General features: G+C 71.5%; 16 protein-coding genes. 6 read left to right on the forward strand and 10 right to left on the reverse strand.

The window, feature by feature from the left end:
• Positions 1 to 41: 41 nt before the first annotated feature.
• The 3 genes from ACZ562_RS02940 to ACZ562_RS02950 form a co-directional block, all read right to left on the reverse strand.
• The gene (locus tag ACZ562_RS02940; protein WP_471173521.1) at positions 42 to 623 is read right to left on the reverse strand and encodes a sugar kinase; all 582 of its coding nucleotides are present in this window, start codon (positions 621 to 623) and stop codon (positions 42 to 44) included.
• A complete protein-coding gene (locus ACZ562_RS02945; protein ID WP_471173524.1) occupies positions 620 to 1768 on the reverse strand; it encodes an ROK family glucokinase in 1149 nt (382 codons plus the stop codon). The genes ACZ562_RS02940 and ACZ562_RS02945 overlap by 4 nt, the downstream gene beginning before the upstream one ends.
• 250 nt (positions 1769 to 2018) lie before the next feature.
• Positions 2019 to 2756 carry a GntR family transcriptional regulator gene (locus ACZ562_RS02950; RefSeq protein WP_471173979.1) on the reverse strand — a complete coding sequence of 246 codons (738 nt, stop codon included), beginning with the start codon at positions 2754 to 2756 and terminating at the stop codon, positions 2019 to 2021.
• A 130-nt stretch (positions 2757 to 2886) separates the two neighbouring features.
• On the opposite strand from ACZ562_RS02950, the gene ACZ562_RS02955 reads away from it, so the two are divergent.
• A complete protein-coding gene (locus ACZ562_RS02955) occupies positions 2887 to 3909 on the forward strand; it encodes a Gfo/Idh/MocA family protein (RefSeq protein WP_471173527.1) in 1023 nt (340 codons plus the stop codon).
• A gap of 48 nt (positions 3910 to 3957) precedes the next feature.
• On the opposite strand, the gene ACZ562_RS02960 is transcribed toward ACZ562_RS02955, so the two are convergent.
• Positions 3958 to 5163 (reverse strand): sensor histidine kinase, encoded by a 1206-nt coding sequence (locus ACZ562_RS02960; protein ID WP_471173530.1) that lies wholly within the window; start codon positions 5161 to 5163, stop codon positions 3958 to 3960.
• A gap of 178 nt (positions 5164 to 5341) precedes the next feature.
• Between ACZ562_RS02960 and ACZ562_RS02965 the strand changes: the two genes are divergently transcribed.
• Entirely contained in the window at positions 5342 to 5542 is a 201-nt protein-coding gene (locus ACZ562_RS02965; RefSeq protein ID WP_471173533.1) for a hypothetical protein, read from the forward strand.
• A 67-nt stretch (positions 5543 to 5609) separates the two neighbouring features.
• On the opposite strand, the gene ACZ562_RS02970 is transcribed toward ACZ562_RS02965, so the two are convergent.
• The 5 genes from ACZ562_RS02970 to allB all read right to left on the reverse strand — a co-directional run bounded on the left by ACZ562_RS02970 (position 5610) and on the right by allB (position 10214).
• Complete coding sequence (locus ACZ562_RS02970) at positions 5610 to 6005, reverse strand: guanyl-specific ribonuclease (RefSeq protein ID WP_471173535.1); 396 nt, start codon at positions 6003 to 6005, stop codon at positions 5610 to 5612.
• Between the two features lie 120 nt (positions 6006 to 6125).
• Positions 6126 to 6752, reverse strand: a complete 627-nt coding sequence (locus ACZ562_RS02975) for a dihydrofolate reductase family protein (protein ID WP_471173537.1) — start codon at positions 6750 to 6752, stop codon at positions 6126 to 6128.
• An 87-nt stretch (positions 6753 to 6839) separates the two neighbouring features.
• Positions 6840 to 7661, reverse strand: a complete 822-nt coding sequence (locus ACZ562_RS02980; protein WP_471173539.1) for an AIM24 family protein — start codon at positions 7659 to 7661, stop codon at positions 6840 to 6842.
• A gap of 47 nt (positions 7662 to 7708) precedes the next feature.
• Entirely contained in the window at positions 7709 to 8824 is a 1116-nt protein-coding gene (alc, locus tag ACZ562_RS02985) for an allantoicase (protein WP_471173541.1), read from the reverse strand.
• A gap of 52 nt (positions 8825 to 8876) precedes the next feature.
• Positions 8877 to 10214: an allantoinase AllB gene (gene allB / locus ACZ562_RS02990; protein WP_471173543.1), complete on the reverse strand. Its 1338-nt coding sequence runs from the start codon at positions 10212 to 10214 to the stop codon at positions 8877 to 8879.
• A 279-nt stretch (positions 10215 to 10493) separates the two neighbouring features.
• Between allB and ACZ562_RS02995 the strand changes: the two genes are divergently transcribed.
• The 3 genes from ACZ562_RS02995 (at position 10494) to ACZ562_RS03005 (ending at position 12641) form a co-directional block, all read left to right on the forward strand.
• Entirely contained in the window at positions 10494 to 11291 is a 798-nt protein-coding gene (locus tag ACZ562_RS02995) for an IclR family transcriptional regulator (RefSeq protein ID WP_471173546.1), read from the forward strand.
• Positions 11292 to 11395: 104 nt separating this feature from the next.
• Positions 11396 to 11965 carry a DinB family protein gene (locus ACZ562_RS03000; protein ID WP_471173550.1) on the forward strand — a complete coding sequence of 190 codons (570 nt, stop codon included), beginning with the start codon at positions 11396 to 11398 and terminating at the stop codon, positions 11963 to 11965.
• A gap of 367 nt (positions 11966 to 12332) precedes the next feature.
• Positions 12333 to 12641 (forward strand): antibiotic biosynthesis monooxygenase family protein, encoded by a 309-nt coding sequence (locus ACZ562_RS03005; protein ID WP_471173553.1) that lies wholly within the window; start codon positions 12333 to 12335, stop codon positions 12639 to 12641.
• Positions 12642 to 12664: 23 nt separating this feature from the next.
• On the opposite strand, the gene ACZ562_RS03010 is transcribed toward ACZ562_RS03005, so the two are convergent.
• Positions 12665 to 12979 carry a DUF5955 family protein gene (locus ACZ562_RS03010; protein ID WP_471173555.1) on the reverse strand — a complete coding sequence of 105 codons (315 nt, stop codon included), beginning with the start codon at positions 12977 to 12979 and terminating at the stop codon, positions 12665 to 12667.
• A 237-nt stretch (positions 12980 to 13216) separates the two neighbouring features.
• Here ACZ562_RS03010 and ACZ562_RS03015 point away from each other — a divergent pair, with 237 nt between their 5' ends.
• Positions 13217 to 13816 carry a nucleotidyltransferase family protein gene (locus ACZ562_RS03015; RefSeq protein WP_471173557.1) on the forward strand — a complete coding sequence of 200 codons (600 nt, stop codon included), beginning with the start codon at positions 13217 to 13219 and terminating at the stop codon, positions 13814 to 13816.
• The last annotated feature ends 41 nt before the right edge of the window (positions 13817 to 13857 follow it).

The raw sequence follows: 13857 nt of genomic DNA on the forward strand, positions 1-13857 counted from the left end.
GGTATGACAACCGGCTCCGCCGACCGGGCCGGGCCGCCTCGTCAGGGAACCGTGCGTGAGACGACGTACACCATCGGGAAGTCCGGATTGGCCAGGTTCACCACGATGTCCTGGGTGGGCGCCGGGTTCTTCTGCGCGTGCACGAGCCCCCACCACGGGCCCGGGCCGGTGAACGTCCAGCCGCTGATGTTCTGGTCGCGGGCGCTGATGGTGATGTCGCCCTTCTTCAGGTCGTCCCGGCCCACGCCCACACCGTTCAGGAAGGCCTCCAGGCCGGCGTCGGTGGTGCGGAACTCGACGTAGAGGCGGCTGGTCTTCCAGTTGTTGGTCTCGTAGTAGGCGACGGAGTCCGCCGGGTGCGGGACCGGCACCTGGTAGAGACGGCGCTGGACCTTGGAGGGATAGCCCGCGGCGAGGCTGGTCGCGGAGTACTTCGCTTCCTTGTCCTTGCCGCTGTTGCGGCTCTGGTTGGCGGAGATCACCAGGTATCCGGCCGGGACGCCGATGAGCAGCACGATGATGAGCAGGGTGATCGCCCTGCGGCGGATCATGTGCCGGCGGTCCTCGGGGGGCCGGGGCGGCTCGTCCGCGGGTGTGGCCTGGCGGGGCAGCGACGCCGTCACAGCGACTCCCGGGTGGCGCGGCGGGCCTCCGCGTACCGCTCGTAGCGCTCGTACCGCTCCACTCGGCGCCGCTTGGCGCGCCGGAAGCGGCGGGCGACCAGCCGGGCGAGGTCCGCGGCGCCGACCATGCCCGCGTCGGGGCCGAGCTGGGCGCGGGTGATGCGGGCCTCCGGCCGGTACCCGCGGCCGGTGAGGTGGCGTCTGAAGGCGTCCCGCGCCGGGCCGATCAGCAGGTCGTCGGCGGCGCTGACCCCACCGCCGATCACGAAGCAGGACGGGTCGAGGGCCGCGGCCAGGTTGGCGATGCCGACACCGAGCCACTGGCCGATGTCCTGGAGCAGCTCGATGCACATCGCGTCGCCGTCGCGGGCCAGCTCGGTGACCATCGGGCCGGTGATGTCGCCGATGTTGCCCTTGACGTGCTCGATGATCCCGTACGCCACCGGGGAGTCGGCCACGGCCAGTTCGCGCGCCTCCCTGACCAGCGCGTTGCCGGAGCTGTACTGCTCCCAGCAGCCGCGGTTGCCGCACGGGCAGCGGTGGCCGCCGGGCACGACCTGCATATGGCCGAACTCGCCGGCGACGCCGTACTTCCCTCGCTTGACCTGGCCGTCCTCCAGGATGGCGCCTCCGATGCCGGTGCCCAGCGTGATCATGACGAGGTGGTCCTCACCGCGGCCGGCACCGAAGCGCCACTCCGCCCAGGCGGCGGTGTTGGCGTCGTTGTCCACCAGGACCGGGACCGACAGCCGGCCGGAGAGGCGGTCCCTGAGCGGCTCGTTGCGCCACGACAGGTGGGGGGCGAACAGGACCCGGTTGCGGTCGGCGTCGACCCAGCCGGCCGCGCCGATGCCGACGGCGTGCACGTCGTGCCGGTCGGACAGGTCGAGGACCAGCTCGACGATGGTGTCCTCGACGACCTTGGGGCTCTTGGACTTGTCCGGGGTCTCCGTGCGGAGCTTCTCCAGGATGTTGCCGTCGGCGTCGACGACGCCCGCCATCACCTTCGTACCGCCGATGTCGATGCCGACCGTCGGGACGCGGGGTGCCGTCAGGTGTGAGCGGCGCTCGCGGGTGCCGACCGTACGGAGCGCCGGCGCTCGGCGGGAGCCGATGGGGGCGGAGAAGGTGCCGTAGGTGCTCATCGGGCTTGATTCTGCCTCACGCTCACGCTGGGTGCCGAGCAGGGGGAGCGGGGGGCGTGCGGGATGTCTGCCGGGTGCGGCGCCGTCGTGGCCGGTCCCGCCCGCGCGGCGGAGCCGCACGTCGACACAGCCCCGCGCGCCTGGGCCGGCTGCAGCACATGGCAGGGATGGTCGGGGTGACTTCCACCCGCCACATTCGAGGTCGCATTGTTCTGACATTGCGACGAACCCGGACGACGACGGACAGCCGTCAGGGCCGTACCAGCAGCTGGAACTCGAACGAGTAACGCGACGGGCGGTACGTGTGTGAGCCGAATTCGACCGCTCGGCCCGTGTCGTCGAAGGTCGTGCGCTGCATCGTGAGCAGCGGGGCGCCTTCCTGTTCGTTCAGGCGCTCGGCCTCGGCGGCGGTTGCTCCGCGGGCACCGATGGACTGGCGGGCGCTGTGCAGCGTGATCCCGACGGTGCGCATCAGACGGTACAGGCCGGTGGTCTCCAGCTGTGCGGTGTCCAGATCGAGCAGCCCGGGCGGCAGGTGGTTGCACAGGTATGCCATCGGCTCACCGTGCGCGAGCCGCAGCCGCTCCACGCGGTGTACGTCGCTTTCCTCGGCCACACCGAGCGCGGCGGCGACCTCCGCGGTGGCCGGGACGATCGTGTTGACGAGGACCTTGGTCGCGGGGCGCTGTCCGGCCGCCTCAAGGTCGTCGTAGAGGCTGCTGAGCTCGAGCGGGCGCTTGACCTGGCTGTGCACGACCTGCGTGCCGACGCCGCGGCGGCGTACGAGCAGTCCCTTGTCGACGAGCGACTGGATGGCCTGACGGACGGTGGGCCGCGACAGGCCGAGGCGCCCGGCGAGCTCGATCTCGTTGCCCAGAAGGCTTCCGGGGGTCAGTTGTCCGTGCTCTATCGCGGCTTCCAGCTGCTGGGACAGCTGGAAGTACAAGGGCACCGGGCTGGTGCGGTCCACACTGAGCTCGAGAGTCACGGTCGGGTCCACTTCTGGTTTCGGCACGGCCCCGAGCGTAGCTGCGCGGATGGTTGACGGGAAGTTGTGTAGTTCGGTTGTCCGGACATACCGATTGACAGCATGCGGGGTCCGACCGCACTTTGTTCACATGCGCATCGGAGTCATCGGTACGGGCCGGATCGGCACCATCCATGCGAACACCCTCAGCCGCCACCGGGACGTCGGATCCCTGATCCTCACGGACGCGGACCCCGCGCGGGCGCAGGAGCTCGCCCATCGTCTGGGGGAGACCGCGGCGCCGGGGGTGGACGAGATCTTCAAGTGGGGCGTGGACGCCGTGGTGATCACGACGGCGACGTCGGCGCACGCCGAACTGATCGGCCGGGCGGCGCGCTCCGGGCTGCCCGTCTTCTGCGAGAAGCCGATCGCGCTGGACCTGCCCGGCACGCTGCAGGCGATCGCCGAGGTCGAAGCAGCCGGAACGGTTCTTCAGATGGGTTTCCAGCGCCGTTTCGACGCCGGGTACACGGGCGCGCGGGAGGCGGTCCGCTCCGGGCGGCTCGGGCGGCTGCACACCGTCCGGGCGATGACGTCGGACCAGGCGCCGCCGCCGGCCGCGTATCTGCCGCAGTCGGGCGGGCTCTACCGGGACACCCTGATCCACGACTTCGACGCCGTGCGCTGGGTGACGGGGCGCGAGGTCGTCGACGTCTACGCGGCCGGGTCCGACGCCGGGCCCGCGATGTTCCGCGAGGCCGGCGACGTCGACACGGCCGCGGCGGTCCTCACGCTCGACGACGGCACGCTCGTCACGGCGACGGCGTCGCGGCTCAACGGCGCGGGCTACGACGTGCGCATGGAGCTGGCCGGGGAGCTGGACCAGATCGTGGTCGGCCTGGACGACCGTACGCCGATCGCGTCCACCGAGCCGACCGGGCCCCCGGCCGCGGACAAGCCGTGGACAGGGTTCCTGGACCGCTTCGGGCCCGCGTACGAGGCCGAGCTGGTCGCGTTCGTCGACGTGGTGCGGGGCGAGCGGGCCAATCCCTGCGACGGGCGCGAGGCGTTGCAGGCCCTGCGGATCGCCGAGGCCTGCGATGTGTCCCGGCGGGAACGCAGGGCCGTGCGGCCGGCGGAGCTTCCGGGGGATGTCGGCGCGGCGGCCATGTGAAGGGGCTCTGCCCCTTCGCCCCCGCAGGGGGCTCTACGACCGGCCGCACTACCACCGCACCGGCAGGCTGCGCAGCCCGCGCATCAACATTCCCGGCAGCCATTCGCCGGGCGGGCCGTCCGGGGCGAGTCCGGGGGCGCGCTCCAGCAGGGTGCCCAACGCCGTGCGTGCTTCGAGGCGGGCCAGCGGAGCGCCGGTGACGGAGACCGTGACCTCCGTGCCGGGGGCGTGCGTGAGGCCCTCCTGGGCGATGCGGTAGGCGGTGCGGCCGACAGAGGCGGGGACGGCGGAGGGGGCGGTCACGCGGTTGTCCAGGGTGACCTTCGTGCCGGCCTCGCGGGACTCGGCGGCCAGCGCGTCAAGGGCGGCCAGCGTCGGCTGGGGGCGGCCCGCGTCGTCGGGCTCTGCGGCCCGCAGGACACCGATGATCTCCCGCAGGTCCTGCAGTGCCTCGTGTGCGCTCTCGCGGATGACACCGGCCGCCCGCGCGACCTCTTCGCGGGGCGCGTCCGGCCGGAACTCCAGGGCGCCCGCGTGCACGCTCAGCAGCGTCAGCCGGTGCGCGAGCACGTCGTGCATCTCCCGGGCGATGGCCTCGCGGGCGAGGCGCTGTGCCTGCTCGGCACGCAGTCGCGCCTCCGTCTCGGCGCGCCGCGCCCGGTCGCGCAGGCTCAGCATGAGCTGCCGCTTCGAGCGGGCGAGCAGGCCCCAGCCGATGATCGTGAGGGTGAGCAGCACGGTGAGCGCGACGGCCGCCGGGTACGGCAGGTCGGGTTCGGGACGCAGCCAGAAGAAGAGCGGCAGCAGCGCGAGGGAGATGCCGCCGATCCAGGCCACGTACCGGAAGGGCCGGTGCACGGCGAGCGTGAACAGGACGGCCATGCCCGCGCCGCCCGCGGTGTTCGAGAGGAAACCGACGGGGATCATCGCGACGGCGAGACCGACCGGCCAGCGGCGGCGCAGCCAGACCGCGGCGCAGGCCAGGGCGCCGAGCAACTGGTCGACGGCGGCGAGGGCCGGGGAGAGTCCCTCCTCGTCGGACAGGGAGTCGGCCGCGGCCAGACCGATGGCGACGGCCAGGAAGAAGCAGGAGAAGTCGACGATCCAGTCGCGCGCGGTGCGCCGGGGCCGCCGCCCGCACCGCTCGGCGTCGGGGTCGAGCGCGTACACCACGGCGGACGGCAACAGCCACTTGCGCAGCTGCGGTTCCCGTGTCGGCACCGCTGGGACCGGCGCGAACTTCTCTCCATTCACGGTCGGCAAATCTACGCAGCCACGGCCCGCGCCACCTCCCCCGGACGGGATCACCGACCAAAGTCGCGGCACCGGAGACTTTCGGCGCACACACGCCGTCCGATCACGTACTTGCGGCGTATGTGCCTCGCCCCGCGGCCGATGCGTGTGGGGGGTCCGCGGGGCGAGGGTCTGTGGCATGAAGCAGTTGCTGGAGGTACTCGGTTTCCTCGCCCTGGTGCAGGGCGTGCTGGGCCTGGTGCACGAGTTCACCCACTGGCACGTGGGTTTCGTGCAACGGCTCGGCTTCCTCGACGGCTACGAGATCTACGCGAGCGCCGTCCTGATCGTGGTGGCGTTCGCGCTGTTCGCCGCCGCCGAGAGCCGGAAGCCCGGCTGAACGCGGACCGGACCTCCGGCTCCCGCGCCGTTCCCCGGCTGCCTCTGGCCGGCCGTGGCGGCTCGGCTCAGCAGCCGTAGTCGACCAGGTCGAAGGTCGCGTAGTGGTCCGCCGTGTAGTAGTCCTCCTGGGCCTCCTCACCGGTGACGATGCGGCGCGCACCGCGTGTGGAGGAGCCCGGCGTCTTGACCGTGTACTCGTGGTAGTAGCCCGTGGACTGCTGGGGCAGGACGTCTTCCCGGTTCTGGAAGACGGATCCGTCCTGCGAGTACGGGTAGGGACCGCCCTGCTCGATGAGCTCGAGCGTGCCGTACGCCTGGGAGGGCAGGTCGCTGTGGCAGATCTCGCCGACCGCCGTGGGGGCTGCGGTCGCCGAGGTGGCGGAGACGGTTCCGCCGGCCAGGAGGGCGGACAGGAGGGCGGCTGCCGCGCCGATGCGTGGTGCGCGTGGGGGGAATCTCATGCCCTCATGATGACGCGCGTAGACGATGGCATGTCAATGACAAGTCAGAAGATTTTCCCGTCAAGTCCGATGAGTTTTCGGGAAGTTAACCTGCCACCCGGCGCCCCCGACAGGCTCTCGCTAGAGGTCTTCCGGAAGCTCGTACGACCCGTACTCCGGCCGTCCTGCCAGGTCGTACGACTGGATGGAGACGCCCGCCGCGGTGATCCGGCCGCCGGTGTGCCGGAAGGCGGTCGGGAGGGCGCCCTCGTTGAACAGCCGGCGCCCGGCGCCCAGCACGACCGGGAAGGTCAGCAGGTGGACGGTGTCGACGAGGTCGAGGGCCAGCAGGGACTGCGCGAGGGCGCCGCTGCCGTGCACCTGGAGCTCGCCGTCGGTGCGCTCCTTGAGGACGCTGACCTCCTCGGCGAGATCGTCGCCGATCACGGTGGTGCCGGCCCATTTCGGGTCGGTCAGGGTGGAGGAGGCGACGTACTTCGGCAGGGCGTTCAGCTTCGAGGCGACCGGGTCTTCGGGATCGGTCATCTTCGGCCAGTAGGAGGCGAAGATCTCGTACGTGCGGCGGCCGAGGAGGAAGGCGCCGACGCGTCCGAAGACCTCGGTGACGAACCGGCCGAAGTCCTCGTCGCCGTACGGGACGCTCCAGCCGCCCTGGTCGAAGTCGTCGCGGGTGTCCTCCTGCGGGCCGCCCGGGGCCTGGTAGACGCCGTCGAGGGTGACGAAGGTGGTGAGCACGAGCTTGCCCATGAGGGTGCCTGCCTTCCGGGGTGGGTCTGCTGTCATCAGTTCAGACCCCACCGGCACCCGCAACTCATCGGTCCGCCGTACGGGTACTCAGCCCGAGTGCGTCGAGAACAGGCCACCCGTCGGGCCCTGCTTGTCGCCGCCCTGGGCCTTCTTGAGGGCGTTGGCGAGGCTCTCGATGGTCAGGGACTGCAGGATCACCCGTCCGTTGCCCTCCAGGGTGGCCAGGGACAGGCCCTCGCCGCCGAAGACGGCGTTCATGAGGCCCTGGCGGTTGAGGCCGCCGACGCGCTGGATGCCGTACCGGATGCCCTCCTCGAAGGCGACCACGCACCCGGTGTCGACCTCGATGCGGCCGCCGAAGTCGGCCGGGTCGAGGTCGATGAAGTTGCCCGCGCCGGCGATGATCACCGTGCCGCGCCCGGTGAACTTCTCCAGGACGAAGCCCTCGCCGCCCTTCATGCCGGTGCGGCCGCCCTGGAAGGCGATACCGAAGTCGACGGTGGACTCGGCGGCGACGAAGGCGTCCTTCTCGGCGAGCCACGCGCGCGTACCGTCGAGTTCCAGGGCGCGCATCTCGCCGGGCAGCACGCCCGCGAAGCCGACGGTTCCCTCGCCGCCCTGGGCGGTGAAGTACTGGAACGCCAGGGACTCGCCCGCGAGCGCGCGCTGGCCGGCCTGCACGGCGGTGCCCATGGCCTGGCGCAGCATGCCGCCCATGCCGCCGGACCCGCCGCCGCTCTGGGGGTGCTGATCACTGTTGCCGGACGGACCGGAGAGGCGGGTCTCCATGGTCACGTTCGTCGTCTTGAACAGGAACTTGCCCGCCTCGCAGTAGACGGTCTGGCCTGGCTTCAGGCTGACGACCGCCATCTGCATGGCGTTGCCGACGATCTCTTGCCGAAGTGTCACGAGGGAAGAACGCAGGAAGTGGAGGCAATAGTTCCGGGCAGCCCCTCTCAGCCGCCGAGCTCCTGATGGCGGGCCGCCAGGGCCGAGGCACCCGCCTGCGTCAGTGACCCGAACAGCCGCAGGCGCGAGATTCCGCCGTCGGGGTAGATGTCCACGCGCGCGTGCGTGCCCACGGCGGGGGCGGGGAGCACGAAGCGGTGGTTGGTGTCGGGCTGGAGGCGGGTGCGCGGGAGTATCTCGGTCCACGCGCCGTCCTCGCCGTCCTTGACGGACACCGACGCCCAGCCGGCGCTGTTGCCCTTCAGGCAGGCCGTGTCGATCTCCATCGCGCGGATCCGCGACTGGGCGACCAGCCGGTAGCGGATCCAGTCGTTGCCCTGGTCGCGGCGGCGGCGGGTCTCCCAGCCGTCGTCCATCTTGCGGGAGCGGCCCGGCTGGACGGTGTTGGTGGCCGGCGAGTAGAAGAGGTCGGAGGCGTCCTCGGCCCGGCCGCCGTTCTCCAGGGCGACCACGTCGAAGGTGCCGAGCACCTCCAGCCACCGCGGGTCCGGGACGACCTCGCCGTACACGCGCAGGCGCGCGATGCCGCCGTCGGGGTGCTGGTTTACGCGCACGTGGGAGAAGCGCTGTTCCACCGCCACGGAGAAGCCGTTCGCCGCGTGGCCGCCCACCGGAGTGCGCGGGACCAGCGTCGTCCACTTCACGTCGTCCCCGAGGAGTTCCCCGGGCGACGGCGAGCCCGGCACGGAGGTGCCCTCGACGGACACCGCCTGCGGGTAGTTGCCGCGGAAATGGGCCGTGTCGACGACGATGCCGCGGATCACGCCGGGCGCTCCGAGGCGGACCAGTGCCCAGTCGTGGTCCTCTGCGGCCGGCCAGGGATGCTCGGCGCAGGCACCGCGGCGGCGCCGGGTCTCCCAGCCGTCCATGATCTTGCCCTTGTGCCCGAAGTGCTCGGGGTCGAACTCGGCGCGCTCGGGCACCAGCAGGTTCTCACGCTGGGCGAAGAACTCGTCGTTGGCGGCGATGACACCGGCACCGAGCCGCCGGTCGGCGAGGTCGGCGTACCGGGTGAAGGGGAAGTCGGCGGTGCGGTAGTCCGCGTACGGGTCACCGCCTCCGTAGGGGTTCGCGTCGCCGGTGAAGCTCTCCGTCGCTGCCACGGTGATCAGGTCTGCCTCTCGGGAGTCGGTCCGCTGCGTGCGCGGGTGGGAATCAGGGGGTGCGGGTGAGGAGCCGGCCCTTCGGTTCGGTGAACTCGCCGTCCGCCACGATGCGTTCGCCGCGCAGCCAGGTGGACTTCACAACGCCGTACAGGGTCTTGCCGGCGTACGCCGTGACGCGGTTGCGGTGCTGGAGTGCCGCCGGGTCCACGGTGAACGTCTCGTCGGGCGCGAGGACGGCGAAGTCGGCGTCCCGGCCGGCCTCGATGGCGCCCTTCCGGTCGAGGCCCACAAGAGCGGCCGTTCGGGCGGACATCCACCGGACCACGTCTTCAAGGCCGTGGCCCCGGCTGCGCGCCTCGGTCCACACCGCCGCCAGGCTGAGCTGGAGGCCGGAGATGCCGCCCCATGCGGTGGCGAAGTCGCCCGTCTTCAGGTCGGCCGTCGACGGCGAGTGGTCGGTGACCACGCAGTCGATGGTGCCGTCCGCCAGCGCCCGCCACAGCAGGTCCTGGTTGGCGGACTCCCGGATGGGCGGACAGCACTTGAACTCGCTGGCGCCGTCCGGGACTTCCTCGGCGGTCAGGGTCAGGTAGTGGGGGCAGGTCTCGACGGTGATGCGGACGCCCTCCGCCTTGGCGGCGGCGATCAGTGGCAGCGCGTCGCTCGACGACAGGTGCAGCACGTGCACGCGCACGCCGAGCCGCTCGGCCTGCCCGATGAGGTTCGCTATCGCGGTGTCCTCGGCGTCGCGCGGACGGGAGGCGAGGAAGTCGGCGTATCTCGGGCCGCCCTGCTGCGGGGCGGCGTCGAGGTGGTGCGGGTCCTCGGCGTGGACGATCAGCAGGCCGCCGAAGGAGGCGATCTCGGCCAGCGACCGGTGGAGCTGCTCCTGGTCGAGGTGCGGGAACTCGTCCACGCCGGACGGCGACAGGAACGCCTTGAAGCCGAAGACGCCGGCCTCGTGAAGCGGGCGGAGGTCCGTGACGTTGTCGGGCAGCGCGCCGCCCCAGAAGCCGACGTCGGTGTGCGCCTTGCCGGCGGCCACGTCCCGCTTCGTACGGAGGTGGTCGGCCGTCGTGGTCGGCGGGAAGGAGTTGAGCGGCATGTCGACGAGCGTGGTGATGCCGCCGGCGGCCGCCGCGCGGGTCGCGGTCCAGAAGCCCTCCCACTCGGTGCGGCCGGGGTCGTTGACGTGCACGTGGGTGTCGACGAGGCCGGGCAGCAGAACGTCGTCGCCGAGGTCCACCAGGCGGGCGCCCGCGGGCAGCGGCGCGCCGTACGGCAGTACGGCCGTGATCGATCCCCCGGCCACCGCGACTGACGCGGCACGCGTCCCCTCGGGCGTGATGACACGCGTCGAGCGCAGCACCAGTTCGGCGTCGGACACCCCGGGCCCCTCTCTGCCGCCGTTTTGGTTCCGGTTACTTCCGGGAAACGGGAGTTTCTTCCACGTAACGGAATTCAACGTTCTGTTGAAGAAGTCTTCCCTCCCGCCTTCCGGCCGTCAAGAGGCACACTTCTCAGAGTGCGCTCGATGCGCACACTCTGGACGTTTCCACAAAGCGGAATGGGAATTCCGGCAAGCAGAACGTAGCTACGTACAGCGGAGAGTCAACCGACTGACGGGTAGGCTTCTGCCTTCCGCCAGTCCCGAAAGGAACGCGCCGTGCCGACGTCCAGCGCCAGCACCAACGACTCCGCCAAGTCCGCCGGCGGCGGCGTCCAGTCCCTCGAGCGCGCGTTCGACCTGCTCGAGCGGATGGCGGATGCGGGGGGCGAGGTCGGGCTGAGCGAGCTCTCCGCGAGCAGCGGGCTCCCCCTGCCCACCATCCACCGCCTCATTCGGACGCTGGTCGTCTGCGGGTACGTCCGTCAGCAGCCCAACCGTCGCTACGCGCTCGGCCCGCGGCTCATCCGGCTCGGCGAGTCCGCGTCCCGGCTGCTCGGCACCTGGGCCCGCCCGCACCTCGCCCGCCTGGTGGAGGAGACCGGCGAGACGGCGAACATGGCGCTGCTGGACGGGGACGAGGTCGTGTACGTGGCACAGGTGCCGTCCAAGCACTCGATGCGCATGTTCACCGAGGTCGGCCGGCGCGTACTGCCGCACTCCACCGGCGTGGGCAAGGCCCTGCTCGCGAACACCCCGGACGACGAGGTGCGCGCGCTGCTCGCCCGCACCGGTATGCCGGCCGCGACCGAGAAGACGATCACCACGCCGGAGGGCTTCCTCGCGGCGCTGGAGGACGTGCGGCGCAACGGCTACGCGGTCGACGACAACGAGCAGGAGATCGGTGTGCGCTGCCTCGCGGTGCCGGTGCCCGACTCCCCCACCGCGGCGGCCATCTCGATCTCGGGCCCGGCGGGCCGGGTCACGGAGTCCGCGACGGACCGCATCGTGCCGGTGCTCCAGCAGGTCGCGGCGGAACTCTCGGAGTCGCTGGCGAACTCGGGGCCGGCGGCCTAGGGGCCGGATCACGGTCCGGATGTGGGCGGCACCTTCTTTACGCCACCATGGCGTCACCTCGCAACGAGGAATTCAGTAGCGGTCTCGGGCCGTCACAGCTCAACATGCAGCGTATGAGGGATCTACCCGCGCGATGGACCCAGGCAACCGTCTACCCCGACATGTGGGCCGACCCGCACGACGACCCCCGCAACAACGAAGGTGTCGGTCCGGAAGGCGAACTTGCGACGCTGCAGGACTTCCTGACGGGCTACCGCATGACCCTGCGCATGAAGTGCGAGGGCCTGGATGCCGAGCAGCTGGCCCGTCGGTCGGTTCCGCCGTCGACGATGTCGCTGCTCGGCCTGGTCCGGCACCTCGCCGAGGTGGAACGGGACTGGCGCAACTGGATCAGCGACGGTGCCCCCCTGCCGAAGCTGTACGGCCGGCGTGACGCGGACTTCGAGGGAGCTGTCGCAGAGCAGGCCATGGTGGACGCCGCGTACTCCGATCTGGAGCGTGAGCAGGCGGCGACCGACGCCGCGCTGGCCGAGCACCCGGATCTGGGCGAGCGGGTGGGGAGGGACCAGATCCCGATCCGGGAGCTGATGGTGCACAGGATCGAGGAGTACGCCCGTCACTGCGGGCACGCCGACCTGCTGCGCGAGTGCGTCGACGGAAGGGTGGGCCAGTGACGAGGGCCGCTCGCATCGTTGACTCGGGCATGTGCGGGGCGAGCCGACGCATGACGAAGGGGCTCGGCTGGAGCCGCGTCCGCCGAAGTCCGGCAAGCGGGGTGGGCGCCGGTGACCTGGACCCCCGGCCTCCGGGAGCGGTGCGGACACGCGGGGCCCAGTGCCGCGTCAGCCAAGGTTCGCTCGTATAGGAGCGGCGTCCGGTGCGTGCTCTCGGCGTGCCGGCGGGAAGTCCTCGTACTGGACGTACTCGGGCTTTCGGCCGGTGCGGCGAGAGGGCGTGCCGGGCGTCGCGACGGGGTGAACCTTGGCTGACGCGGCACTAGCCTGGGACCAGGGGGACCGGCAGCGGAACGAGGTGTCCATCATGCTGCAGGAGAACAAGCACTGGTCCTCGGGAAGGTGGCAGGTCAAAGAGGGAAACGCCGACGAGTTCATCGACCGCTGGCGCGAGTTCCTCACCTGGACCAAAGAGACGCACCAGGGGTTCCTCGGAGCTCGTCTGATCCGGGACCTCAGGAACCCGGACTCCTTCGTGTCCTTCGCCGCCTGGCAGGACCTCGACTCGATGCGTGCCTGGCAGGGATCGCCCGAGTTCACCGAGCGCTTCAGCACCGTCTACGCCCTGTGCGAGGACATGCAGAGCGGCGGTTACGAGCTGGCCTGCGACATCTGAGCCCGCCCGCGACCGGCCACCACTCAACGGCGCGGCGGCTCGCCGAACAGCTCCACCGCGTCGCGTACCTGCGACAGTCCCCTCGCCAGGGCGCTGACGGAACCGATCGCGCCCGCGATCAGCAGCAGGGAGCTGCGCAGTCGCGGGATCTCGGGGATGCCGTGGGCCGTCATCGCGGCGAGGGCGGCGAGTTCGTCCTCGGCGATGGCGCGGTCCGGGAACTCGGCCGGATGCGCGGCGAGTTCGCGGCGCAGCCGGGACACCGCGGTCCGCAGTTCCGCCACTCTCGGATCCTCGTCGCTGCCGGTCACCGGCCTCTGCCCCAAGCTCCGCAACACAGCTCTCCCCCCAGCACGCCTTGTGCGCAACTACCGCCCCTACTGCCCCTACCGCCCCTCTGCCGAGTACCACCGGGCACTGCGGCGCGATCCGGCCCAATGCCCCCACAACGCTGGTCGGGCACCTGAGGGACGCGGGCCAGTAAACGCCACCCGGCCCCCGGCGCGCCACCGCCCGGACGGAAATTCAGCCCGACGAAGCCCTGCGCTCTCCCGTGCGTCGGGTAAGCAGGACGCATGACTCGCAACGAAAACCAGGTCGCCGGAGTGCTCCTCGCCGCGGGCGGCGGCCGGCGGCTCGGCGGGCGGCCCAAGGCGCTGCTCGAACACAGGGGGCGGCCACTGGTCGAACACGCGGCCGGCGTACTGCGCGCGGCCGGCTGCACCCGCGTCCACGTGGTCCTGGGGGCGCAGGCGGGCGCTGTACGGGAGCGGGCGGAGCTCGGCGGGTGCGTGCTGGTGGACAACCCGGAGTGGGAGCAGGGCATGGGCACCTCGCTGCGGGCCGGGCTCGGCTCGCTCGCCGGGACGGGTGCGCGGGCCGCGCTGGTCCTTCTGGTGGACCAGCCCGGTATCGGCCCGGAGGCGGCGGCCCGGGTGCTCGCCGCGTACCGGGACGAGGCGTCCCTGGCCTCGGCCGCGTACGAGGGCGTGCGCGGCCACCCCGTCCTCTTCGGTGCCGCCCACTGGGCGGGCATCGCCGCGACTGCGACCGGGGACCGGGGGGCACGTGCCTATCTGAGGGAGCACGAGGAGGCGATCACGCTCGTGGAGTGCGGGGACGTGGCGCGGCCGTACGACATCGACACGGCGGAGGACCTGGTCCACCTTGAGTGACACCGGGAGTGCACGGTGGCACCGAGCGCCGCCCTGCCTCG

The sequence above is a fragment of the Streptomyces sp. NPDC040410 genome (assembly GCF_055595715.1).